At 53.9% G+C, this 22662-nt stretch carries 20 protein-coding genes and 3 tRNA genes; 3 read left to right on the forward strand and 20 right to left on the reverse strand.

Features of this window, described 5'->3' with window-relative positions; translation table 11 throughout:
* Nucleotides 1-134: 134 nt before the first annotated feature.
* From JOE21_RS12290 to ilvD, 7 genes are all read right to left on the reverse strand, one after another.
* The gene (locus JOE21_RS12290) at nucleotides 135-503 is read right to left on the reverse strand and encodes a hypothetical protein (RefSeq protein WP_309866592.1); all 369 of its coding nucleotides are present in this window, start codon (nucleotides 501-503) and stop codon (nucleotides 135-137) included.
* 133 nt (nucleotides 504-636) lie between these two features.
* Nucleotides 637-1755 carry a 3-isopropylmalate dehydrogenase gene (gene leuB, locus JOE21_RS12295; protein ID WP_309866594.1) on the reverse strand — a complete coding sequence of 373 codons (1119 nt, stop codon included), beginning with the start codon at nucleotides 1753-1755 and terminating at the stop codon, nucleotides 637-639.
* A gap of 39 nt (nucleotides 1756-1794) precedes the next feature.
* A complete protein-coding gene (locus tag JOE21_RS12300) occupies nucleotides 1795-3369 on the reverse strand; it encodes a 2-isopropylmalate synthase (RefSeq protein ID WP_309866905.1) in 1575 nt (524 codons plus the stop codon).
* An 8-nt stretch (nucleotides 3370-3377) separates the two neighbouring features.
* Nucleotides 3378-4409 (reverse strand): ketol-acid reductoisomerase, encoded by a 1032-nt coding sequence (gene ilvC / locus JOE21_RS12305; protein ID WP_309866595.1) that lies wholly within the window; start codon nucleotides 4407-4409, stop codon nucleotides 3378-3380.
* A gap of 90 nt (nucleotides 4410-4499) precedes the next feature.
* Entirely contained in the window at nucleotides 4500-5000 is a 501-nt protein-coding gene (gene ilvN / locus JOE21_RS12310) for an acetolactate synthase small subunit (protein ID WP_309866598.1), read from the reverse strand.
* Nucleotides 4997-6733, reverse strand: coding sequence for a biosynthetic-type acetolactate synthase large subunit (gene ilvB / locus JOE21_RS12315; protein WP_374709361.1), 1737 nt, complete (start codon nucleotides 6731-6733; stop codon nucleotides 4997-4999). The genes ilvN and ilvB overlap by 4 nt, the downstream gene beginning before the upstream one ends.
* Nucleotides 6734-7369: 636 nt before the next feature.
* Entirely contained in the window at nucleotides 7370-9055 is a 1686-nt protein-coding gene (gene ilvD / locus JOE21_RS12320; RefSeq protein ID WP_309866605.1) for a dihydroxy-acid dehydratase, read from the reverse strand.
* Between the two features lie 270 nt (nucleotides 9056-9325).
* Here ilvD and JOE21_RS12325 point away from each other — a divergent pair, with 270 nt between their 5' ends.
* From JOE21_RS12325 to JOE21_RS12335, 3 genes are all read left to right on the forward strand, one after another.
* Nucleotides 9326-10297 carry a bile acid:sodium symporter family protein gene (locus tag JOE21_RS12325; protein ID WP_309866608.1) on the forward strand — a complete coding sequence of 324 codons (972 nt, stop codon included), beginning with the start codon at nucleotides 9326-9328 and terminating at the stop codon, nucleotides 10295-10297.
* A gap of 142 nt (nucleotides 10298-10439) precedes the next feature.
* A complete protein-coding gene (locus JOE21_RS12330) occupies nucleotides 10440-10895 on the forward strand; it encodes a MarR family winged helix-turn-helix transcriptional regulator (protein WP_309866610.1) in 456 nt (151 codons plus the stop codon).
* A complete protein-coding gene (locus JOE21_RS12335; protein ID WP_309866612.1) occupies nucleotides 10882-12528 on the forward strand; it encodes an MDR family MFS transporter in 1647 nt (548 codons plus the stop codon). Before JOE21_RS12330 ends, JOE21_RS12335 begins: the two co-directional genes overlap by 14 nt.
* Nucleotides 12529-12836: 308 nt before the next feature.
* Here JOE21_RS12335 and rplT read toward each other — a convergent pair whose 3' ends face one another.
* The 13 genes from rplT to nrdR form a co-directional block, all read right to left on the reverse strand.
* A complete protein-coding gene (rplT, locus tag JOE21_RS12340; RefSeq protein WP_309866614.1) occupies nucleotides 12837-13196 on the reverse strand; it encodes a 50S ribosomal protein L20 in 360 nt (119 codons plus the stop codon).
* Between the two features lie 39 nt (nucleotides 13197-13235).
* Nucleotides 13236-13433, reverse strand: coding sequence for a 50S ribosomal protein L35 (gene rpmI / locus JOE21_RS12345; protein WP_309866617.1), 198 nt, complete (start codon nucleotides 13431-13433; stop codon nucleotides 13236-13238).
* A gap of 18 nt (nucleotides 13434-13451) precedes the next feature.
* Entirely contained in the window at nucleotides 13452-14039 is a 588-nt protein-coding gene (gene infC, locus JOE21_RS12350; RefSeq protein WP_374709373.1) for a translation initiation factor IF-3, read from the reverse strand.
* A 137-nt stretch (nucleotides 14040-14176) separates the two neighbouring features.
* The gene (thrS, locus tag JOE21_RS12355) at nucleotides 14177-16105 is read right to left on the reverse strand and encodes a threonine--tRNA ligase (RefSeq protein WP_309866622.1); all 1929 of its coding nucleotides are present in this window, start codon (nucleotides 16103-16105) and stop codon (nucleotides 14177-14179) included.
* A gap of 331 nt (nucleotides 16106-16436) precedes the next feature.
* Nucleotides 16437-17363 carry a putative sporulation protein YtxC gene (gene ytxC / locus JOE21_RS12360; protein ID WP_309866624.1) on the reverse strand — a complete coding sequence of 309 codons (927 nt, stop codon included), beginning with the start codon at nucleotides 17361-17363 and terminating at the stop codon, nucleotides 16437-16439.
* Between the two features lie 168 nt (nucleotides 17364-17531).
* Nucleotides 17532-18278: a thermonuclease family protein gene (locus tag JOE21_RS12365; protein WP_309866907.1), complete on the reverse strand. Its 747-nt coding sequence runs from the start codon at nucleotides 18276-18278 to the stop codon at nucleotides 17532-17534.
* A gap of 18 nt (nucleotides 18279-18296) precedes the next feature.
* Nucleotides 18297-18962, reverse strand: coding sequence for a metal-dependent hydrolase (locus JOE21_RS12370; RefSeq protein WP_309866626.1), 666 nt, complete (start codon nucleotides 18960-18962; stop codon nucleotides 18297-18299).
* A gap of 238 nt (nucleotides 18963-19200) precedes the next feature.
* Nucleotides 19201-19289: transfer RNA gene (locus JOE21_RS12375), tRNA-Leu, on the reverse strand.
* 14 nt (nucleotides 19290-19303) lie between these two features.
* A tRNA-Gly gene (locus tag JOE21_RS12380) sits at nucleotides 19304-19378 on the reverse strand.
* A gap of 9 nt (nucleotides 19379-19387) precedes the next feature.
* A tRNA-Phe gene (locus JOE21_RS12385) sits at nucleotides 19388-19463 on the reverse strand.
* A gap of 89 nt (nucleotides 19464-19552) precedes the next feature.
* On the reverse strand, nucleotides 19553-20482 hold the full coding sequence (gene dnaI, locus JOE21_RS12390; RefSeq protein ID WP_309866628.1) for a primosomal protein DnaI: 930 nt from the start codon (nucleotides 20480-20482) through the stop codon (nucleotides 19553-19555).
* Entirely contained in the window at nucleotides 20482-21972 is a 1491-nt protein-coding gene (locus JOE21_RS12395) for a replication initiation and membrane attachment family protein (RefSeq protein ID WP_309866630.1), read from the reverse strand. The genes dnaI and JOE21_RS12395 overlap by 1 nt, the downstream gene beginning before the upstream one ends.
* 134 nt (nucleotides 21973-22106) lie before the next feature.
* Complete coding sequence (nrdR, locus tag JOE21_RS12400; protein WP_309866632.1) at nucleotides 22107-22568, reverse strand: transcriptional regulator NrdR; 462 nt, start codon at nucleotides 22566-22568, stop codon at nucleotides 22107-22109.
* Nucleotides 22569-22662 lie beyond the last annotated feature (94 nt).

Here is a 22662-nt window from a genome sequence, read left to right on the forward strand (position 1 = left end):
TTAAGCCACATAAAAAAATCAGGCCGACCCCTTTTTAAGTTGCCGGCAACCGAACTGCAAGGCAATGCGCCCGAAGGTTTATCGGCAATCTGAAAAAGAGACCGGCCTGATGTTCCGGACATTTCCGCCATCTTTTACCCTGTCTCCTTCCTCTCGACCCAATGATGCACTCCCTCCATCAACCGCCACAGGCAACGATGGGATTCCGTTTTTCCGCGAAAGTGGGCTTCCAGCGCTTCCTGCACCAACGGCAAAGGAAAGAGCGTGTTTTCCCTCTCCGCTTCTACCACCCATTCGCACAATTCCCGGTAGAAAGCCACATCTTCCTGGGTATCACCACAGGGACAACTCACCCTTTCCAGATGGATATCCAACAATCGGGCCGCTTCTTCCAGTTCTTCCCGGACCTTCCTCACCAAATCCCGGTTCCAATACTCATGCTCCAACGCTTCCAACGCGTTTAAACCGTGCCAATGAGCCAGTCGACCGTGGTTTAGTGCCATTGATGATCCATCCTTTCTGATTGGTTTACCCTGTTTATCAGTCAAAAAAATAAGGTTACAGATAGAAAGGAAGGGGGACAAGCCCCCTATTTTCCCTTTCATTCATCTTTGAATATTCATCACGTTTACCTTCTTACATCATCGCTTCCACTGGAACTTTGGGGTCATCCTGTTGACGGCGGATCGCCTCCACTACCTTATCCCCCATCTCTTCCGTGGACAGGGCCAAGGCACCGGGTGATGCTACATCCATAGTTCGGGCCCCCGACGCCAACACCTCCCGGACTGCCTTTTCGATCATCCCGGCTGCCTCCTCATTATGGAAGGAATGCCGGAACATCATGGCGACAGACAGGATGGTCGCCACTGGATTAGCCACCCCTTGACCGGCAATATCCGGCGCAGAACCGTGAACCGGTTCATACAGGCCAAACGTCCCTTCTCCAAGGCTGGCAGAGGGCAGCATTCCGATGGATCCCGTCAGGATCGCCGCTTCATCGCTCAAAATGTCCCCGAACAGGTTCTCTGTGACGATGACATCGAAATCAGCGGGACGGCGCACCATCTGCATGGCACAGTTATCCACCAGCATGTGCTCCACTTCCACTTCGGGGTATTGTTTGGCAACCCGTTCCACCACACTCCTCCATAAACGGGAGCTTTCCAGAATATTGGCCTTGTCAACAGAAGTGACATGCTTCCTTCTTCCCTGCGCCAATTGGAAGGCACGGTGAACGATTCGCTCCACTTCATGCTCGTGGTAAACCAGCGTATCAGTGGCTTTCAGCCCGTCGGCGGTCTTCTCCGTTCTTTTGTCGCCGAAGTAAAGTCCTCCAGTCAACTCCCGCACCACCATCAGGTCGACCCCTTCCAGCACCTCCGGTTTCAAAGAAGAGCTGGATTCCAACCCCGGATACAGGATGGCCGGTCGCAGGTTGGCGTATAACCCCAACTCTTTACGTAACCCGAGCAGGGCTTTTTCCGGTCGCAGGTGTGGCGGATTCCGATCCCAACGCGGACCGCCAACCGCCCCCAACAGGACCGCATCGGCCTTTCGACATTGTGTCAGTGTCTCTTCCGGCAGCGGTTGTTTCAGTCGTTCAATGGCGCCTCCTCCCACCAGACCGAAGGAAAAATGAAAGGTGTAGTCAAAGCGGTCGCCAACCGCCTTCATCACCTTCACTCCTTCGTCTACGATCTCAGGCCCGATCCCGTCTCCGGGCAGAACGGCCACATGTTTGTGATTAGCCATGATTGAACCTCCTTGTCAACGGATTTGTTGCACGCTCTATTATGGGGCGGGAACCGGCTCGGCGGAGGATTTTGTTCGCTGAGCGCCTTCCCGATGAAGGATGCGGTTAACCGCGTGGACGTAGGCACGGGCGCTGGCTTCCAACACATCCGTGCTGACCCCCCGGCCCTGTACTTCCATTCCGTTTCGCTTCAATTTGACATAGACTTCCCCCAGGGCATCTTTGCCGTGTGTGACTGAAACGATTTTATAATCCACCAGCTCCATCGTTTCCCCAGTCGCCCGGTCGATAGCGTGAAAGATCGCATCTACCGAACCGCTGCCGCAAGCCGCTTCCTCCACCATCCGATTGTCCCGGTGATCCATCAACCGCAGGGAAGCGGTCGGCATCGAATGATTCCCGTAAGAGAGCTGGATGGCATCAAATCCGAAAATCTCATCTTCGTCGCCCAATCGCTCTTCCACCAGTGAAACAAGATCATCGTCCTCGATGGTCTTCTTACGGTCGGTCAGTTCCTTAAAGCGTACAAACAACTGGTTTAGCTGTTGATCGTCAAACGTATACCCCATAGCCGCCAGTTTGTCGCGAAAGGCGTGGCGACCGGAATGTTTCCCCAGAACGAGCCGGGTATCGGTCTGGCCGACGGTCTCCGGGCGCATGATCTCATACGTGGCTGCGTTTTTCAGCATGCCGTCCTGGTGGATACCCGATTCATGGGCGAACGCGTTGGCTCCTACCACCGCTTTGTTCCCGGGAACGAACATGCCCGTCATCTTGCTGACCATCCGGCTGGTCTTGGCGATCTCCTTCAAGTTGAGTCCCGTCTCCACCTGATAGTGGGACTCCCGGGTAGCCAGCGCCATGGCGATTTCCTCCAAAGCGGCGTTGCCTGCCCGCTCCCCGATCCCGTTAATCGTTCCTTCCACTTGTTCCACTCCGGCTTCAATGGCAGCCAGGGAATTGGCGGTGGCCATTCCCAGGTCGTCATGACAATGGGCCGACAGCTTCACCTTTTCAATCCTGGGCACCTCTTCTTTCAGATGGCGAAAGATATCCCCATACTCCTGGGGCGTCAGGAAACCGACCGTATCCGGGATATTGAGTACATCCGCCCCCGCCTGGATTACCCGTGCCGCCACTTGGCACAGGAAATCCTTTTCAGTGCGACCCCCGTCTTCTGTGGAAAACTCCACATGGGGAAAGTACTTTTTAGCATGGCGGACGGCAAACTCCGCCCGTTCCATCACCTGATCTTTGGTCAGGTTTAGCTTGTATTTCCGATGGATGGGAGAGGTGGCCAGAAAAATGTGGATACCGGGACTTTCCGCTCCCTTCAAGGCTTCCCAAGCGGCGTCAATATCCTTTTCCACGGCTCGGGCCAGACTGACGACTACGGGTTGCCGAACGGTCTCTCCCACTTTTTTCACCGAATGAAAATCCCCCTGGGAGGACGCTGCAAACCCAGCCTCGATGACATGAACGCCGAGCTTCTCCAGCTGAAGGGCAATCGCCACCTTCTCCTCCGCACTCAGGTTAACCCCCGGGGACTGCTCACCATCCCGCAAGGTGGTGTCAAAAAACTGGACCCTTCGCATGCTTGCACCCTCCCTTATGGATGATTTCAGGATTGAACCGGGACATTCTCCGTTGACTGACCCTTCTTTTCTTCATTGATCCACGCCATGGTCTTCCGGAGACGACGCCCCACTTCTTCCAACGGATGGTCCGCTTCCGTTTCACGCATGCGGGTAAACTGCTTCCGCCCTTCTTCGTTTTCCTCGATCCACCGTTTGGCAAAGGTTCCGTTTTGGATTTCAGCCAGTACTTGCTTCATCCCTTCGCGGGAAGCGTCGCCTACTACCCGTTTTCCGCTGACGTAATCACCGTACTCCGCCGTATCACTGATGGAGTAGCGCATACCAGCCAAGCCGCCTTCATACATCAGATCGACGATCAACTTTAATTCATGCAGACACTCAAAGTAGGCGACTTCTGGTTGGTAACCCGCTTCAGTCAGGGTTTCAAAACCGTGTTTCACCAACTCGCTTACCCCACCGCACAGAACGGCTTGTTCCCCGAACAGATCCGTTTCGGTCTCCTCTTTAAAGGTGGTTTCAATCACACCAGCACGAGTCGCCCCGATCCCGGCGGCATAGGCCAATCCCAACTGCTTTGCTTTACCGGAAGCATCCTGGTGTACGGCGATCAGACCAGGAACACCAAACCCTTCTTCAAACACCCGACGCACCAGATGTCCCGGTCCTTTGGGTGCCACCAAGACGACATCCACATCAGCAGGCGGTTTGATCTGCCCGAAATGGATGTTAAAACCGTGGGAAAAGAAGAGCGCCGAACCCGGCTTTAAGTGGGGAGCCACTTGCTCATTATATACCTTGCCTTGCACCTCGTCCGGCATCAACAGCTGCACCACATCCGCCTGTTTCACCGCTTCATCGACGGTCCGTACATCAAACCCGTCCCGCTTCGCCTGTTCCCAAGAGCGGCCGCGCCGGAGTCCGATTACCACCTGAATCCCACTATCTCGTAAGTTTTGTGCCTGGGCGTGTCCTTGGCTGCCATAACCGACCACTGCCACCGTCTTTCCGCGCAACACTTCCCGATCCGTATCTTTTTCATAGTAAACCTTTGCCATCTGTACATGCCTCCTCATAATTGTTGATTCGATGACCGAATCTTCCGATTGTTGCTTGTATCCTCTTTTTCCAAGATGATCCCCTGCCGTTTACGTTGCTGTTACCGCAGCCTTGGATACACTCCGTGGCAGCGCCGTCACACCGGTACGGGCCACTTCCTTGATTCCATAGGGACGAAGAAGCTCCAGCAACGCATCCAGCTTGGTTCTCTCCCCGGTGGCTTGCACCATCATACTGTTGGGACCCACATCCACCACCGACGCCCGAAAGGGTTCCACAATTCCTTTGATCTCCAGCCGGGCCGTCGGAGCCGCGCCCACCTTGACCAAAAGCAACTCCCGCTCCACCGATGCGTGCTCGCTCAGATCCTGCACTTTGATCACGTCCACCAGTTTGTGAAGCTGCTTTTGGATCTGCTCCATGGTGCGTTCGTCCCCTTCTGTTACAATCACCATCCGGGACAAGCCCTTCTCTTCCGACTCTCCCACGCTGATGCTCTCGATGTTAAAATTCCGGCGCCCCAAGAGGTTGGCCACCCGGGCCAACACCCGGGGCTGGTCGTTTACGAGCACCGAAATTACGTGCCTCATTCCGCCTCATCTCCCATAATCATTTGGTCCAAACTGGCACCGGAGGGCACCATCGGATAGACGTTCTCTTCCGGAGTCACCCAAAAATCAATGACTGCCGGTCCCGGATGGGCCAATGCTTCTTGCCACACCTGGGCCGCTTCCCGCTTATCTTTAGCCCGCCACGCCTTCACTCCAAACGCTTCCGACAGCCGGACGAAGTCGGGAGTTCCCGACAGATCCACTTCACTGTACCGCTTTTTGTAGAAAACCTCCTGCCATTGACGCACCATACCCAAACAATGATTGTTGATAATGGCGATTTTAACCGGAATATTGGCTAAAGCGATCACCGCCAGCTCCTGATTGGTCATCTGGAAACCCCCGTCACCGGTAACACTGATCACCGTCTCATCGGGACGGGCAAGTTGGGCTCCCAAAGCAGCGGGGAAACCGAATCCCATCGTTCCCAGACCGCCGGAGGTGATAAAGGAGCGGGGACGGGCAAAGGGGAAATACTGCGCCACCCACATCTGGTGCTGCCCCACATCCGTCGTGACAATCGCCTCTCCTCCGGTCGTTTCGTGGAGATGGCGAATCACCCACTGCGGCTTCAGCGTGTCCTCTGCATCACGGAATGTGTAGGGCTTCTCCCGCATCCATTCCCCCACTTGCCGGACCCAAGCTTCCGACCGGCTGCGGGGTAATTCGGACAAGGCAGCCGCCAGTACTTTTTTCACATCTCCCACCAACGGGATATACGTATCCACGTTTTTGCCGATCTCCGCCGGGTCGATGTCGATGTGAACAATTTTGGCGCCGGTGGCGAATTTGTCAAGCCGTCCCATGGTGACCCGATCATCGAAGCGAGCCCCCACTCCGATCAGAAGATCGGTTTCCAATAAGGCGTGATTGGCAGCATAAGTCCCATGCATCCCCGGCATTCCCAACCACAGGGGGTGTTGCCCCGGGAAGCCGCCCAGCCCCATCAAGGTGGTGGTAACCGGAATATTCGCTTTTTCGGCAAAAGCGATTAACTCCTCCTCCGCTCCTGAGGTGACCACGCCGCCACCAGCCAAGATCACGGGCTTTGACGCCTCTGCCACAGCCTGGTGTAAACGTTGCACCTGCAACGGGTGCGGATTCGTCTTTGGTTGATAACCCCGGATGGAGATCGAGTCTGGATAGGAAAAGGAAGCCCTCGCATTGCTTACGTCCTTGGGGATATCGATCAGAACCGGTCCGGGACGGCCGGTGGTGGCGATATGGAACGCTTCCTTCACGACGCGGGGCAGATCCCGGACATCGGTCACCTGATAACTGTGTTTGGTGATCGGCATCGTGATGCCGATGATGTCCGCTTCCTGGAACGCATCGGTACCGATTAGATTTTGGGCGACGTTGCCGGTAATGCAGACCAAAGGAATCGAATCCATCTGGGCATTGGCGATCCCGGTCACCAAATTGGTGGCCCCCGGCCCGGAAGTGGCGATGACCACCCCTGCTTTGCCGGTCGCCCGGGCATATCCGTCGGCGGCGTGGATTGCTCCCTGCTCATGACGGGCCAACAGATGCTTCAGCTTCCCTTGGTACAGCGAATCATAGATGGGCAGCACAGCACCGCCGGGATACCCGAACACCACCTCCACCTCTTCTTCAATCAGGCATCGCAACAAAATCTCGGATCCTGAGAAATCGACCGGTTCCTTCCCTTTCTCCGCGCCTTGTTCCACTGTCGCCATGGATTGCGACATCATTCTCCCTCCTCTGTTAAAAAAGTAAAAAACCCTTCACCCCAACGGACGTTGGGCCCATTCCGGGTCCGAATCACGTTGATTGGGGCGAAGGGTTCGCGGTACCACCCAATGTTTGCCACCGGCCTCGCGGCCGACAGCCTTATTGAGTGCGGGCGATGGGGAGCTCCACACTCTGTCCGTTAACGGGGACGCCGTTCGCGTTCTAGTCGGATTTTCCTTTCGACGCGCAACTCCGGGGTGAGAACGTCGCCGCACCGCGATTCTGGTCTCAGCATTCCAGAACTCTCTGTGGCGCGGGGATGCGACAACGTATGGCCCCATCTCAGTTTTTGTCCTTCTATTTCCTTTTTTTGAAAATATAGGCTTCTTCTCTTGTAACAAAGCCTCCGGGCATGCCATACCCCTTTTTTCGAGAAAGTAGGTAGGACCTGCCGCAGAGGCTTTTATCCTCACGGTGTACATCCCTTAAGGGATGCTGGTGCCACTCGGTCGCAGACCCCGTGGAACGGGCGGAACCCTAGACACCCTCCTAACACATTGCAGTTTTAGTTTTGGTGGAATCGTTGAATTATTTAGATGCTATTATATTAAGGGTCTACCCGCTTTGTCAACCGGTTTTTTGATAAGGATTTGTTAATCCGTTACCGCCCCACGGGAAGCGGAAGAAACCAGCCGGGCATATTTATTCAGAACTCCCCTGTTGGCTGGCAGGGGACGTTCTTTCCAGGCCCGTTTCCGCTCTTCCCACTCCGCCTCCGGCACATCGACAGACAGGATGCGTTTTTCACTGTCGATGGTGATGGCGTCCCCATCCTGTAACAGAGCGATCGGCCCGCCCACCTGGGCTTCCGGTGCCACATGACCGATGACAAACCCGTGGGAACCGCCGGAAAAGCGGCCGTCCGTGATCAAGGCCACTTTTTCCCCTAAGCCTTTGCCAACCAGGATCCCCGTGATGGAGAGCATCTCCGGCATACCCGGTCCGCCTTTGGGTCCTTCGTACCGGATCACGACTACATCTCCCGGTTGAATCCGATCAGACAAAATCGCTTCCGTCGCCGCTTCTTCACTGTCAAACACTTTTGCCGGTCCCGTCAAACTCGTTACTTTCAGTCCGGATACCTTGGCCACCGCTCCCTCCGGTGCCAGGTTCCCTTCCAACACCACCAAGGGGCCTGTCTTGCGGAACGGGTGATCCAGGGGACGAATCACTTGTTGCCCCTCGCGCAGGGAATCGGCCTGCTCCAGGTTTTCGGCCAATGTACGGCCGGTCACGGTCAGGCAGTCTCCATGAAGCAAGCCGGCTTTTAACAGTTCCTTCATCACTGCCGGCACACCGCCCGCTTCATACAGGTCCTGCATCACATACTGACCGCTGGGCTTCAGATCGGCGATATGGGGAACCCGCTGCCGGATCCGTTCAAAGTCATCCATCGTCAGATCCACGTCCACGGCGTGGGCCATCGCCAGTAAATGCAAAATGGCATTAGTGGATCCGCCTAAAGCCATCACGACGGTAATCGCATTTTCAAAGGCCTTCTTGGTCATAATATCCTTGGGATAAATACCCTTTTCCAACAATCGGACCGCTGCCCGTCCAGCTTCCAGACAATCCTGAAGCTTTTCGTCGGATTCAGCCGGATGGGAAGAGCTGCCCGGCAGACTCATCCCCATCGCTTCAATGGCGGAAGCCATCGTGTTGGCGGTATACATCCCCCCGCAGGAACCCGCTCCCGGACAAGCATGGCATTCGATCTGGTGAAGCTGGTCTTGATCGATTCGACCTTTGTTGTACTGTCCCACCCCTTCAAAGGCGGAGACGATATCGATATCCTTCCCGTCCAGCTTGCCCGGACGGATCGTACCTCCGTAGACGAAGACGGCAGGCACCTCAGTCCGGCCGATGGCAATCATACAGCCGGGCATATTTTTGTCGCAGCCGCCGATCGCTACATAAGCGTCCAAACGTTCCGCCCCGACAACGGTTTCGATGGAATCGGCGATCACTTCCCGGCTGGGAAGGGAGTAGCGCATCCCTTCATGTCCCATGGAAATCCCGTCAGAAACGGTGATGGTATTAAAAATCAACGGTGCTCCTCCCGCCTCTGCCGCACCCCGCTTGGCTTCTTCCGCCAGTTGGCGGATATGCACATTGCAAGGCGTCACTTCACTCCAGGTGCTGGCCACTCCCACCATCGGCTTTTGGAAATCCTCGTCCTTCAGCCCGACAGCACGCAGCATCGCCCGATTGGGTGCGCGGTTGCTTCCTTCACTGATCACCTTGCTGCGGATGCGCAGATCCCGGTGTGTATCTGCCATGTCTAGTCCTCCTATTCACTATGGTGCATCTGATAACATCCGTTTGTCCGTCCTCTCTCATTCTCACGGAAACTATTCATTATCAGACACCAGTAACTATATTGCATATCAGTGTGAACCAGGAGACGGAAAATTGCAAGCACTTTGTTTGATTTCGATCTCACAGGAAACCATTGTCCCTCTCTCCCCTTGACGAACGCCCCGCACCGGTCTAAGATGGATATCAATATTGTCAGAAATGAAAAAAATCCGGTAGGAGGAAAAAACCGATTGCACGCTTGGGCACGGATCAGTCGTTTGGCGGAAAAAACTTTCGCCCTCTGGGTCATGCTAGCGGCGGCAGCCGCCTATCAGTTTCCCGGTTCGTTTACGCAACTGGCTAATTGGGTGACGCCCCTGTTGGGAGTCGTCATGTTTGGCATGGGCTTAACCCTGTCCTGGCAAGATTTCCAACGGATCGCCAAGCAGCCGAAATCAGTGATGGCAGGCGTTATCGCCCAATTTCTCATTATGCCGCTGGCTGCTTGGGCGATTGCCACTGTTCTGGGGTTGCCGCCCGAACTGGCGGTCGGTTTGATTTTAGTGGGTGCTTGCCCGGGAGGGACCGCTTCCAATGTGATGGTCTATCTTTCCAGAGGAAATGTACCTCTCTCCGTCACCATGACCAGTGTTTCCACCCTGTTAGCACCACTAATCACTCCCGTGTGGTTATGGGTGTTGGCCGAATCCTGGCTGCCGGTCGAACCGGGTCCCATGGTGCTGTCCATCCTGCAAGTGATCCTCCTGCCCATCACTTTCGGCATCATCGTTCGCCGTCTGTTTCCTTCTGCCGTTAAAAAAGCCACTTCTGTCCTGCCCCTCATCTCGGTAACCGCCATTGTGTGGATCATCGCGGTAGTGGTTGCGCTCAACGCCGACCATTTTTCCGTCACAGCCGGAGTCGCCCTGATGGCAGTGATCCTCCACAATGCTTTCGGTCTCCTTCTCGGTTATGGAGCAGCCCGCGGTTTGAAATTGAATGAAACGGACTCCCGAGCCGTCTCCTTAGAGGTAGGAATGCAAAATTCCGGTTTGGGTGTTGCGCTCGCCCTCGCTCATGTTGAGCCTGCTGCCGCATTGCCGGGTGCTCTCTTCAGCATCTGGCACAACATCTCCGGTCCTCTGCTCGCCACATGGTGGTCGCAGCGCAATCCTGCTGTACACCGAAACCCCGTAGCGGAGAGCACCTTTTTGCATAAATAACGCTCCTCTCGTTTCAACACCAACCCCGGCCGGCCGTGAAGGCCGTTTTTTTGTCCCTTCAATTGACAGCACTCTCTCTACTCATATAAAATTCGTATATAGAAAAGTTAACTTTATTAAATAAAAGTCCAGGAGGGGCTTCATGTCGGAACGACAACAATTGATCGATGAGTTGGAGCAGGCTTTCCGACAAGTGTTCCGTCGGTTAAAAGATGAAATGAACCACATGCTGGGAGAAGAAATGAGCAGGGGAGAATTCTTTGTACTGCGCCATCTCCGTCATGGTCCGCAAAAAGTGTCGGTTCTGGCGGCAGAGTTTGGCGTCTCCAACAGCCATATCACCCAATTGACTGATCGATTAGTAAAAAAAGGACTGGCTCGCCGCCATCGCTCCCAAGCGGACAAACGTGTAGTGGAATTGATGCTTACAGAGGAAGGTACCGAGGTAGTGGCGACGATGGAACAAAAACGCCTCCAATACTTCCGACATAAATTCGACTCCTTCACCACGGAGGAGATGAGTACATTGCTTCGCCTGTTCCAAAAAATGAGCACCCAACAACCACCGGAAAGAAGGGACGATCGTGGAGCACCTTGAAATGAAGCAAAAAGTGACAATCATGGTGGCCATTATGTCATCCATGTTGTTCGCCGCCCTCAACCAGACGATTGTGGGGACGGCCTTGCCGCGAATCGTCAGCGATCTCGGCGGCATTCAATATTTTAACTGGGTGTTCACCGTCTTTATGCTGGCATCCAGTATCACCGCTGTTTTAGTGGGAAAGCTGTCCGATATTTACGGACGGAAACGGTTTATCCTGACCGGGCTGGGCTTGTTCATCATCGGAACATTCCTGTGCGGAACCGCCCAGGATATGATCCAGTTGATCGTGTGGCGGGGTGTGCAGGGCTTAGGCGGCGGGATGATCATGGCCACCGCTTTCAGCGCCGTGGGCGATCTGTTCTCCCCCCGCGAACGGGGACGCTGGCAAGGCTTGATGGGAGCCGTTTTCGGGCTGGCCAGTGTATTGGGTCCCACCTTGGGTGGCTACATTGTGGACCATTTCGACTGGCATTGGGTTTTTTGGATCTTCCTCCCTGTCGGGTTTGCCGCGTTTTATTTGATTCTTCGCTTGTTTCCCCAAACGCCGTCCGGTGCGAAAAAACGGATTGATTACCTCGGATCGGTTTTGTTGGCTTTAACGATCGTCCCACTGCTCCTCGCCTTTACCTGGGCAGGGGATGCCTATCCATGGGCCTCCTGGCAGATTATCACTTTGTTCAGCTTCTCCTTGGTGTCGTTCCTGCTGTTCCTATGGGTGGAGAAAGGGGCCGAAAGCCCTGTGATGCCCTTGTACCTCTTCAAAAACAGCATTTTCAGCCTGTCCAATGTCATCAGCTTCTTTATCGGTATGGGCATGTTTGGTGCGGTTATGTATATGCCTTTCTTTATACAAGGTGTAATGGGCACCTCCGCCGCCAAATCAGGCATCATGATGATGACGATGACATTGGGCATGGTGCTTGCCAGTGCGGTCGCCGGCCACTTCATCACCAAGACAGGCAAATACAAAAAAATAGCGTTGTTCGGTTTGTTGATCATGACCGGAGGAATGGCTCTCTTGGCCGGTATGGACGCTGAAACCTCCACGCTTACGGTCATCCTCTATCTAATCCTTGTCGGCCTGGGATTGGGTATGGCCTTCCCCATCTTCAACCTGACGGTGCAAAATGCGGTTTCCCATCGTTATCTGGGGGTATCCACCTCCGCCGTTCAATTGTTTCGGCAAATGGGAGGAACGATCGGTGTTGCCGTCATGGGGTCGATCATGCTGTCACGGATGAATGCTAAAGTGGAATCTACCTCTCTTCCTCCCTCGTTAGCCGATCATCCAGCCAGTGAGGGATTGGCGGACATCGATCCGCAAATCCTGCTGGCTCCAGACCAACTGGCCGCCCTCCGCGCCCCATTGCCTCCCGGCATGGAAGCGGCATTGGATTCCTTTCTGTCGGTCTTGCGCGAAAGCATGAACGCCGGATTATCCGCCGTGTTTTGGTTGGGGTGCGGCATTATGGCCCTCGCCTTCCTCTGTACCTTGTTTATAAAAGAAATCCCGCTTCGCACCAGCAATCAGGAGCCGCCGCAAGGAGAAATCGGCGGGGAAGAACCATCTTCCGGCACAGCCGGGAAAGGTCGGCACCGGACTAGAGAAGCCGAAGCACACGGTTAGGGCAATTCAATTTTCCACAAGAATGAGAGAGGGCCGGTGTGGCTTTTGGTTCGCATTGCACTCACAAAGCACAAGTCTCGCCCGGGTCACTATTGTTCCCTGGTCTCGCTATGCGCTTTTTGCAACGAAACGAAGACAGCCCGCCAGCCCGACCCACCCACGCTCCTATACACTCTTCGTACAAATGCAACTGTAATACTAAATGAAAACGGGATTGAAGCAAAAAAAGCGATCCGGCTTGGATGCCCGGATCGCTTTTTTCATCGAACGAGAAAACCCGCTTCCATCGGAAGCGGGTGGATATAATATCAGGCATTCACTTTTTGTTTGGCCAAGGTGGCCAGCTCGGCGAAAGCCTTTTCGTCGTTGATGGCCAGATCGGCCAGCATTTTGCGGTTGATGTCGACGCCTGCCTGTTTCAAACCGTACATCAACTTGTTGTAGGACAAACCGTTGATGCGGGCAGCCGCGTTGATCCGTGTAATCCACAGCTTGCGGAAGTCGCGTTTTTTCTGGCGACGGTCGCGATAAGCGAACATCAACGACTTCATGACTTGCTGTTTAGCGGTTTTAAACAGAGCATGCTTGGAACCGAAGTAGCCACGGGCCAGCTTCAGTACTTTTTTGCGACGACGACGAGTAACAGTCCCGCCTTTGACTCGAGCCATGATCTATTCCCTCCAGACTCAAACACGTTCTTGTGTCATTTACTTGTAAGCGATCAATTGTTTGGTACGTTTCACGTCACCTTTGGCCATGGTCGTGCTTTTGCGCAGTTTACGCTTGGCCTTTTTCGGTTTATGCTCCAGCATATGGTTCATAAAGGCATGGTTTCGCTTGATTTTGCCGGTGCCGGTTTTGCTGAAACGCTTGGCGGCAGCACGACGCGTCTTCATCTTCGGCATGACAATCCCTCCCTGGGGTCACTGCTGTTTCGGTGTTAAAATCATGATCATATGGCGCCCTTCCAGCTTGGGCTGGCGCTCCACATCCCCGATGTCCTTCACTTCTTCAGCCATCCGTACCAAGATTTTGCGGCCCAAGTCCTGGTGAGTGATCTCCCGACCGCGGAAGCGGATCGACAGTTTCACTTTGTCCCCGTTATTCAGGAACTTTTTCACGTTGCGGAGCTTGGTGTGGACATCGTGCTCTTCGATGGACGGGCTGAAGCGGATCTCTTTGACCTGGATGGTTTTTTGCTTCTTGCGGGCTTCTTTTTCCCGCTTGCTCTGTTCGTAACGATATTTCCCGTAGTCCATAATGCGGCAGACCGGCGGCTTGGCCTGCGGCGCGACGTTGACCAGGTCTAGGTCGGCTTCCTGGGCCAGACGGAGCGCTTCGCGAAGGGGTTGGATCCCCAGCTGGTTCCCTTCCGAATCGATGAGGCGGACTTCCCGCGCACGGATCGATCCGTTGACCAGATGTTGTTCCTTGCTGATAACCTGCCACCTCCAATAATTTTGTAAAAAACAGGAAAGGCATGGGCAGACGCCCACACCTTTTAGATCCATCCGGAATCCATACCTGTCAACAGCCCGTGCGTCGATCAGGTGAGAAGCGGGCGCTTCTGCTTGCTTACCCAAGAAATTCTATCACAGCACTATGGTCTTGTCAAGAAAGGGGAAGGAGGAGGTCAGCGCTCCTGTCGTCATCCTTTTTGGTCGATGGTTTCCCTGATTTGAGCGATCAGATCTTCCAACTTCACCAATCCCCGGTCGCCTTTTCCGCGCTCCCGAAGGGCGACACCACCCTGTTCCCGTTCCTTTTCTCCTATCACCAACATATAGGGGATCTTCTGTAGTTGCGCCTCACGGATCTTGTATCCGATTTTTTCGCTGCGGGCGTCCAGTTCCGCCCGGATGCCGGCGGTGCGCAATTGCTCCACTACCTCCTGTGCGTAATCGTAAAACGCGTCGGTGATGGTGAGAACCCGTGCCTGGGTAGGAGCGAGCCATACCGGTAAAGCGCCTTTATAATACTCCAACAAAAACGCGACAAACCGTTCCATCGTGCCCACAATCCCCCTGTGAATCACAACGGGACGATGCGGCTGGCCGTCTTCACCGACGTATTCCAGTTCAAACTGGTTGGGCAAATGGAAGTCCAACTGGACGGTGGACAAGGTTTCATCCTTGCCGAGGGCGGTTTGCACCTGGACATCCAGTTTGGGGCCGTAAAACGCCGCTTCCCCTTCCGCCTCCACATACGGAAGTCCCATGTCATCCATGGCCTCTTTCAGCATCATCTGGCTGGTTTCCCACATCTCATCGTTTTGCACATATTTCTTTTTGTCCCCGGGATCCCGGTAAGAGAGACGGAACCAGAAATCCCGGATGCCAAAATCGCGGTAGACTTCCTGGATCAGCTGGACCACCCGAGTAAACTCAGACTTGATCTGATCCGGGCGACAAAAAATATGAGCATCATTTAAGGTCATGGCCCGCACCCGCTGTAGTCCGGACAGGGCACCGGACATTTCATGCCGGTGCATCATACCCAGCTCGGCGATCCGAATAGGCAGGTGGCGGTAACTTTTCAGTTCGTTTTTATAGACCATCATGTGGTGAGGGCAGTTCATCGGCCGCAGAACCAGCTCTTCGTTGTCCATCTTCATCGTTGGATACATATCTTCATGATAATGGTCCCAGTGTCCGGATATTTTGTACAATTCCACGTTGGCCAGGTGCGGAGTGTAAACATGGTCGTATCCGAGGCGCTCCTCTTTGTCCACGATATAGCGCTCGATAATCCGGCGAATGGCGGCTCCGTTTGGAAGCCACAGCGGCAACCCTTGGCCCACTTCTTTAGACAGCGTGAAAATGCCTAATTCTTTCCCCAGCTTACGGTGATCCCGTTCCTTGGCTTCTTCCAGTCGCTTTAAATGCTCCTCCAACTGCGACTGTTTCGGCCAGATCGTTCCATATACCCGCTGCAGCATGGGGTTGTCCGAGTCTCCTCGCCAATAGGCCCCGGCGACGCTCAAAAGCTTAAATGCCTTCAGTTTACCCGTAGAAGGAACATGAGGACCCCGGCACAGGTCAAAAAATTCCCCTTGTTCATAGATCGAGATTTCCGCATCCTCCGGCAATTCCCGGATCAGTTCCAGCTTGTATTTGTCCCCCACCTCTTCATAGAGGCGAATCGCTTCCTCTCGAGAAACCACCTTGCGCCGGATTAAGTGATCCTCCTTCACGATCTTCTTCATCTCTTCTTCAATCCGAGGTAAATCTTCATGGGTCAGCCGGTGGGAGAGGTCCATATCATAGTAAAACCCGTTTTCAATCACGGGACCAATCCCCAGTTTCACATCGCCGAAAAGACGCTTCACGGCTTGTGCCATCAGGTGCGCGGCACTGTGTCGGTAAACTTCCAATCCTTCCTTTTCGTCCAAAGTGAGAATCCGTACCTCCGCTCCGTCGGGAACAGATGCGGACAGATCCACCGTTTGACCGTTGACTATACCGGCCACCGCTTTTTTGGCTAGCCCTTTGCTGATCGAGACGGCTACATCGGACACATGGATCGGCTGGTCGAATTGGCGCCGGGATCCGTCGGGCAACTTAACGGCAATACTCATCTTCGCTTCACTCCTTGAAGACAAAATAAAAAACACCCATCCTAAGGGACGAGTGTTTGGACACGCGTGGTTCCACCCTTCTTCGATCCGGTCTGATTCCTTTTGCTCGCCGAAAATAAACCGGATCCTTTCAGGCACGGGTAACGGTGTGCATGCCGGTAACCGATACTGCCCCAGAGGGGTTCCCGGTCACAGCTCGGAGGGGGTCATCCAGCCTGCAGAGGGCGAGGGGGCTTACAGCCGGTGACCCCCATTCTCTGACGCCGTAACAGACAGACGCTGTCCTCGTCGATGCTGATTTCGCGAAAATTTGTTACTCATTATACTCCGCTCAATCGATGGAGTCAAGCTTCTCCATAGGAGCCGTCCGGCAAATGGGACATCCATCACACACCTGGATCCGATCTTCGAATATCTGGATCAGCGTGCGGATAATGGTTTCATCGGGATCCACCGTATGTAAGAGAATACGATCCGGGGCCACCGTCAAAAGAGAACTGACGATCATGTCCTCCTGGGACAGGGAGTGATCCATCAGCTCTTGTACGGTGCCGTCCATTTCTGTCAAGGAAAGAGGCTCTCCGTCCGCATCCAATAGATGAAAGCGCCGTTTTCCGCAGTGAAAGAGATGAACCAATGAGACCTTCGGTTTCTGAACCGATACAAAGTAACGAAGCAGGTTGATAAACTCCTGATACTCACGGTCCAATATGTATTCATCGATGGCATGTTCCACTAGTTTCACCAGCAAATGACGATATCGTTTCATTCGAAAGCGAAAAAAACCATCCACCGCCAGCGTCCGATGTCGTTGCAAATACCGGCTCACATGACGGGATACTTTTTGCCGCCGATCCTGGTGGCCGGATCCCCCCTCTTCCCCTTCTTCATCCAAAATGTGACGGGCATAGGATTCAATCACTTTGGTTTCTTCCGGATTGCGGTAATCAAACTCCTTGGAGATGATACGGCGGATCCAAGCGGGTTCATCCACCGTCAGAAAATAGTCTGCCACCGCATCCCCCAGACTGTGACGAATTCCTCGGTCTTTTGGTTTGCCGGGATGCCGATGATACAGATGAAATACCGTACGATCTCCCTGGTCCTTTTCTTCCAAGTGAAACAAAGCCCCTTTTTTCTCCAGGTTGCGAAGCTCTTCCGACAGAAATTCCCTCATGCGGGCGGCATATTCAGAACCGACCGAACCTGGAACCGAAATGTGGTAAGCAACCATACCCGATTCTTCTCCTTTGTCCACTGTTTACCCCTAGTTTATGAACGGCAGATGGAATCCATGATTTTACGCGAGTCGTTGATTAGTTTGGGTGGACACTCCTGGTTTTATGCGAAAACATCAGTACCCGTCTGACATGGGAAAAGAAAAACCCCCCAGTCGCGGGAGGGTTGAATCGATTGGTTTTTTGGGCTACTGGCCGCGGGGAGACCGATAGCCAGCGGATTTCGCCTCTTCTTCCGTGCAAAACCACTCCTCTTCCTTCACTTGTTCGTAGTTGGGGCCTCCAGGGACATGATAGATCTTCTCCCCTTTGCGGTTCACATTGCCCTTAATTTGGCCTTCACAGCCGCCCGTGCCCGTCACCGCCGGATCGTTGCCGCTCCCCTGCCCCCCGGATGCTTCCTCTTCTCCCCACAAGCCGACTTCTTTTTCCCGTGATTCCTGTTCTAAAGCCCTAAACTCATCTCGATACTTCACATTGGGTGGAATCGTCAATGTAGTTGCCAATCCTTCCTGTAACAACGAAGCGTTAAACAACTCTTCCTCCACCCAGATATAGGCCAAAAGGCGGCCATAATGATCCCGCTCTTCCGCATCCATTTCCAGAAAAATGGTTCCTCCTGCCGGCAAATGGGTTTTAGTAAAATCAGACGCTTCTTTCCCAAAGGGTTCTTCCCCTTTTTCAGGGTGAACCGTCTCCGGCGTATCCACCCCGATAAAACGAATCCGTTCCTCCTTTTCTTTTACCCGTGCCACAATGGTGTCTCCATCGATCACCCGAACCACTTTCGCTTTGATCAGTTCCTCCTCTGGTGGACGGTCGATGCCGTCCGTCACAGCTCCCGTTCCAGGATCGAGGGAAGCACAACCTGTAATCACCAGTACCAGCCCGATCCATACCACAAACAGAGACGGCCATCGATGCCTATGTACCATTCGCAATGGAATCGCTCCTTATCCGGAAATACCAAACAGGCTCTTGACCGCATTCAGCCGTTCCTGAGTGGTAGCCATAAACATCTCATAGGAGACATCCTGAAACAGAAGGACCAGCAACAAAAAACATCCCGAATACATGGCAATTTGGCCGGTAAGTCGGTCCGTGGCGTCTCCGGAACGAACATAAACCCCGACGGAACGCAGCCCGATCCGTTTCTTAACCGGCCAAAACAAAGGGATTCCCCGATACGTACAGGCATCCGCCCCCAGATGGGATATCACGCCTAAGGCCATCGCCCAAGCGTAAACCGGATCAGCCAAATAGGTGATCCAAGTGACGATCACCAAAGACAACAGGGAGTGGGTAAAGTTCCGATGCGGGACAAAGGCGACGGCAATGGCATATAACCCGGACAAGATGATCCATGATTCCAGATTTTTAAACAACGACAGCAGTACCACCACGGCTCCGCCCATGGCCAATGCAAACGATCGAAACTTAATTGCTTTGAAGATGAGATTGTTCAGGATACTTCCCTCTTCATCAATATCCGGCAATAAGGCCCCCAAAGAAGAAACCAGCATGATTCCACTAACCGTCGCCACATCGTCGGCAGTCCCGGTTATGGCGACAGCTGCCGCACCTGCAGCCACTCCCAGGCACAAATGCGTATTCCCCATCACAGCGCATTCCTCCTCCTCTCAGAGATAGCAACATATGTTTGGTTTTTAAAGGAAGAAAAAACACCGATCTCCAGACCGGCGCCCTCCCCTTCATGCGGAAGGATGGAAACCCACCACCCGTTTTTCGTTCATTCCGCATATTTAACCTTATCCTATCACATTCCGCATGCGTTATGGGACGATGGAAACACAGAACACATTAAAAAACAACCTTCCCCAAAGGAAAGGTTTAGGCTGGTACCGAGGGTCGGACTCGAACCGACACGGTGGGAACCCACCCCGGGATTTTAAGTCCCGTGCGTCTGCCTATTCCGCCACCCCGGCATACCATATGAAAATGGAGCGGAAGACGGGATTCGAACCCGCGACCCCCGCCTTGGCAAGGCGGTGCTCTACCACTGAGCCACTTCCGCTCGCGAAGATGGTGGTTCGGGACGGAATCGAACCGCCGACACGAGGATTTTCAGTCCTCTGCTCTACCGACTGAGCTACCGAACCATGCTGTTGTTTTCCTAGCGACAAAAGACATTATAACACGCGTCACCTCCTTGTGCAAGATCGAATAAAAAGTTTCTCCGGAGATAAAATCATGCCTGACGGCGATTGGGACCCTTCACCCGATACGCATCCACAAACGGTCGAATCCGTTCCATGATCCGCTTCCCTTTGGTTCGTTCGGTTCCTCCCTTGTCCGAATGGGCCAAATGCGCTTCCAACTCCTCCAGATCCAGGTTGGATGTCATCACGATGGGAAGCTTCTCAGCCATCCGATACTGCAGTATCGCTCCCAATATTTCATCCCGTGTCCACGGGGTAAGGCTTTCCGCGCCGATATCGTCCAAGATCAACACCGTGGCTGTCTTTAAGGCCTCCAGCTTTTCCTGAATCATGCCGTCTCGGATGGAATCTTTGACCTCACGTACAAATTCCGGAACGTACACCATCAGCGAGTCGACACGGTATTGCACCAGATAATGGGCCATTGCAGCCGCGATCCGGCTTTTCCCTACTCCGAAAGGACCATACAGATACAAACCCCGCTCCGGTTTTCCTTCAGCAAATTGGTTGCAAAAATCCATCGCCGCTCCAATCGCTTCAGCCCGATCTTCATCAAAATCCATCGATTCAAAGGTGGCATTCATGATGTCCACGGGAATGTGGTGGCTCTTGATCAGTTGCTGACGCTTCCGTGCTTCTTCCCGAGCAAGCCAGTGATGGCAGGGAGCCATTCGCAAGTCGAGCAAGCCGTGGTGAACATGAAGCTCCGGTTGATGACCCTTGACCAGGTTGGGACATCGATCCAATCCGGGACAAGCCTCACAATGATCCCTCTCCTGAGCAAACTGGCGCAACGACAGCCACGAGCGGCGTGCCACTTCCGCGTCCAATTCCGGATGCTCCTTTCGGAATGAACAGACATGACGGTGATTCCACAGTTCTCTCCACTCTTGTTCCGTTCGTTCCTGAATGGACCACCGCTTTTTCAGCGGACCGACTACCCGATTGATGCGATTCATCACGAACTCCCCTTTTCCTTGACGCGACGGCTTAAGTTTTGATGCATCTTGTTCAGTTTTTCACGCAGCCGTGCTTCCGTCTCCGGATTAATTCGGACTGACGGCTTGTTCTCTTCCTGTGCCAGCGCTTCCGCCACGGATTTCGGCAGCCGATCTTCCCGGTCCGTTCGTTGCTGAGCCTGACGATACCCGCTTTTTGGGTTGCTTGCCCCACTCTTTCCCTTTCGTTTCTTCCACTCCCGATTCTGTTCCTTGCGAACCATCTCCCGTGCTTTTTCCACCGTCCGAATGTCACTTCGGGCCCAGTGGCCGGCGATCTTTTCGACTAACGGCCGGGGCAGCTTATAATCCTGGGAGTAAAGGACATACTCCAACAATACATTGACCACTCCGGACGGCAACCCGTACTCCCGGATCAGATCCTCCACCAATTCCAGGTCGGCGCGGGGGATCTGCTTTCCCTTTTGATACTTGGTCAGCAATTCCACCGGCGACATCTTTGCCAACACACGAAGGTGTTTTTCCTCGTCCGATTCTTCCTCGTCCCGTCGTTCTGGGATCTCCGATGACGCAGATTCTTTTGATGGCACCGGTGAAGGCGGGTTAGACCGGTCCCACCGTTGCCGATCCACCACCACCGGATCACGGCCGAAGCGCATTCGGTACTGGCTCCGCACAAAGGATCGCAAACGGTTCACATGGATCTGACCGTTTTGAGTGACGTAGGGATTTTGTAACGCTTTGATCAAATCCCAATCATCCAGCTGATATAAAAAGCGGATTTCACGAATCTGTTCTTCTACTTCCCTGGTCCAGGCACCCGACTCTACATAAGACTGCAAGCGGGCTTTCACCATGGAGAGGTCTTCTTCTTCCTGTTCAAAGGCAGGGGATTTTCCCTCTTCCAACGGATGCTCCCCATCGCCCCCGCTCCAACCGATTGTCTCTTCCACTTCCGCAGCCGAAGCGATCTCCGATGGCGACAAGGATCCAAACACTTGTTGGAACGTTTTCGTCAAGTCCCGTCCCTCACCAACGGAAACATGGTGTGTCAACTGCTGGTGCAACTGGCGGAACCGCTCTTTTCCCACTCGGTGAAACAGGGTGATGCTTAGGACATCGCTCTGAAAAAAACGTGCCGGTGTCAACGGGGGAACCAATTCATAGGTAAAGATCCGACGGGCGGTTTCCCCGGACTCATAGGTGTTCCACAATCCCACGCCCTCCAGGCGGTAACGGGCGGACAGCAACTCACCCAATGGCAACTGAAGCCCCTTCATCAAATCAAGGTGGGTCTGTGTCGAAGTCGTTCCCGCCTGATGAAGGGGCAGCTGATAAGCCAATGTAATGTACAAGCTGATCGCTTGGGGCCCCACCACCGGCTGGTACAGTTGGACCAGAGCGATCATATCTGCCTGTTGTATGGGTCGCAAACTGTGTCCGATCCAGCCGTCGTGCGGTGTGCACTCATTCCACGATAGGCTGCTCATGTAAAAAGCCTCCCGGTCCGATCTCCTCTAATGGGTCTTCTATTGTAACAGGAGAGAAGCCGGTGGACAAATCTGTTTTCGGGTCGGTTTCGCCTGCCAAGTTCTCCTCTCTCCTTCCTGCTCCCTCACCATTGTCACCGGGACCGATTTAATAAATCTTCCAACTCCCTCACAAATACATTAATATCTTTAAACTGCCGATATACCGACGCAAACCGGACATAGGCCACTTCGTCCACTTCCACCAGCCGTTCCATAATCATCTCCCCGATCTCACGGGTGGGAACCTCTGACTCGTTATGTTCGCGAAGATTCCGTTCCACCTCATCCACCAGGCTTTGCAGCCGTTCCATGGGAACCGGCCTCTTTTCACATGCCCGAATCAGCCCCCGAAGCAGTTTGTCGCGGTTAAATTCCTCACGGCTGCCATCCTTTTTGATCACGATAAGAGGCTTCTCCTCCACCATTTCAAATGTGGTGAAGCGGCGTTCGCAGGCTTCGCATTGCCGTCGTCGACGGATCGATTTTCCTTCATGGGCCGGACGGGAATCCAGCACCCGGCTGCTGCCCATGGAATGGCAAAAAGGACACCGCATGTTCAACCCTCCCGATCTACCCCCGCAAAGGGACACCAGTGTACTTAATATACCATATCCCTTCTCCTTCCCTTCCACACTCGAAACAAAAAAA

This window comes from Desmospora profundinema, from assembly GCF_031454155.1.
Taxonomy (GTDB): Bacteria; Bacillota; Bacilli; order Thermoactinomycetales; family DSM-45169; genus Desmospora; species Desmospora profundinema.

Coding starts and splice junctions, on each gene's coding strand:
- thrS (WP_309866622.1), bottom strand. CDS start 16,105: ATGAGTATTGCCGTTAAGTTGCCCGACGGATCCCGGCGCCAATTCGAC.
- ilvN (WP_309866598.1), bottom strand. CDS start 5,000: ATGAGGCACGTAATTTCGGTGCTCGTAAACGACCAGCCCCGGGTGTTG.
- leuB (WP_309866594.1), bottom strand. CDS start 1,755: ATGGCTAATCACAAACATGTGGCCGTTCTGCCCGGAGACGGGATCGGG.
- infC (WP_374709373.1), bottom strand. CDS start 14,039: ATGGATCTAAAAGGTGTGGGCGTCTGCCCATGCCTTTCCTGTTTTTTA.
- dnaI (WP_309866628.1), bottom strand. CDS start 20,482: ATGAATCGCATCAATCGGGTAGTCGGTCCGCTGAAAAAGCGGTGGTCC.
- ilvD (WP_309866605.1), bottom strand. CDS start 9,055: ATGGCAGATACACACCGGGATCTGCGCATCCGCAGCAAGGTGATCAGT.
- JOE21_RS12290 (WP_309866592.1), bottom strand. CDS start 503: ATGGCACTAAACCACGGTCGACTGGCTCATTGGCACGGTTTAAACGCG.
- JOE21_RS12395 (WP_309866630.1), bottom strand. CDS start 21,972: ATGAGCAGCCTATCGTGGAATGAGTGCACACCGCACGACGGCTGGATC.
- JOE21_RS12330 (WP_309866610.1), top strand. CDS start 10,440: ATGTCGGAACGACAACAATTGATCGATGAGTTGGAGCAGGCTTTCCGA.
- JOE21_RS12370 (WP_309866626.1), bottom strand. CDS start 18,962: ATGGGGAATACGCATTTGTGCCTGGGAGTGGCTGCAGGTGCGGCAGCT.
- nrdR (WP_309866632.1), bottom strand. CDS start 22,568: ATGCGGTGTCCTTTTTGCCATTCCATGGGCAGCAGCCGGGTGCTGGAT.
- rplT (WP_309866614.1), bottom strand. CDS start 13,196: ATGGCTCGAGTCAAAGGCGGGACTGTTACTCGTCGTCGTCGCAAAAAA.
- ilvC (WP_309866595.1), bottom strand. CDS start 4,409: ATGGCAAAGGTTTACTATGAAAAAGATACGGATCGGGAAGTGTTGCGC.
- ilvB (WP_374709361.1), bottom strand. CDS start 6,733: ATGTCGCAATCCATGGCGACAGTGGAACAAGGCGCGGAGAAAGGGAAG.
- JOE21_RS12365 (WP_309866907.1), bottom strand. CDS start 18,278: ATGGTACATAGGCATCGATGGCCGTCTCTGTTTGTGGTATGGATCGGG.
- rpmI (WP_309866617.1), bottom strand. CDS start 13,433: ATGCCGAAGATGAAGACGCGTCGTGCTGCCGCCAAGCGTTTCAGCAAA.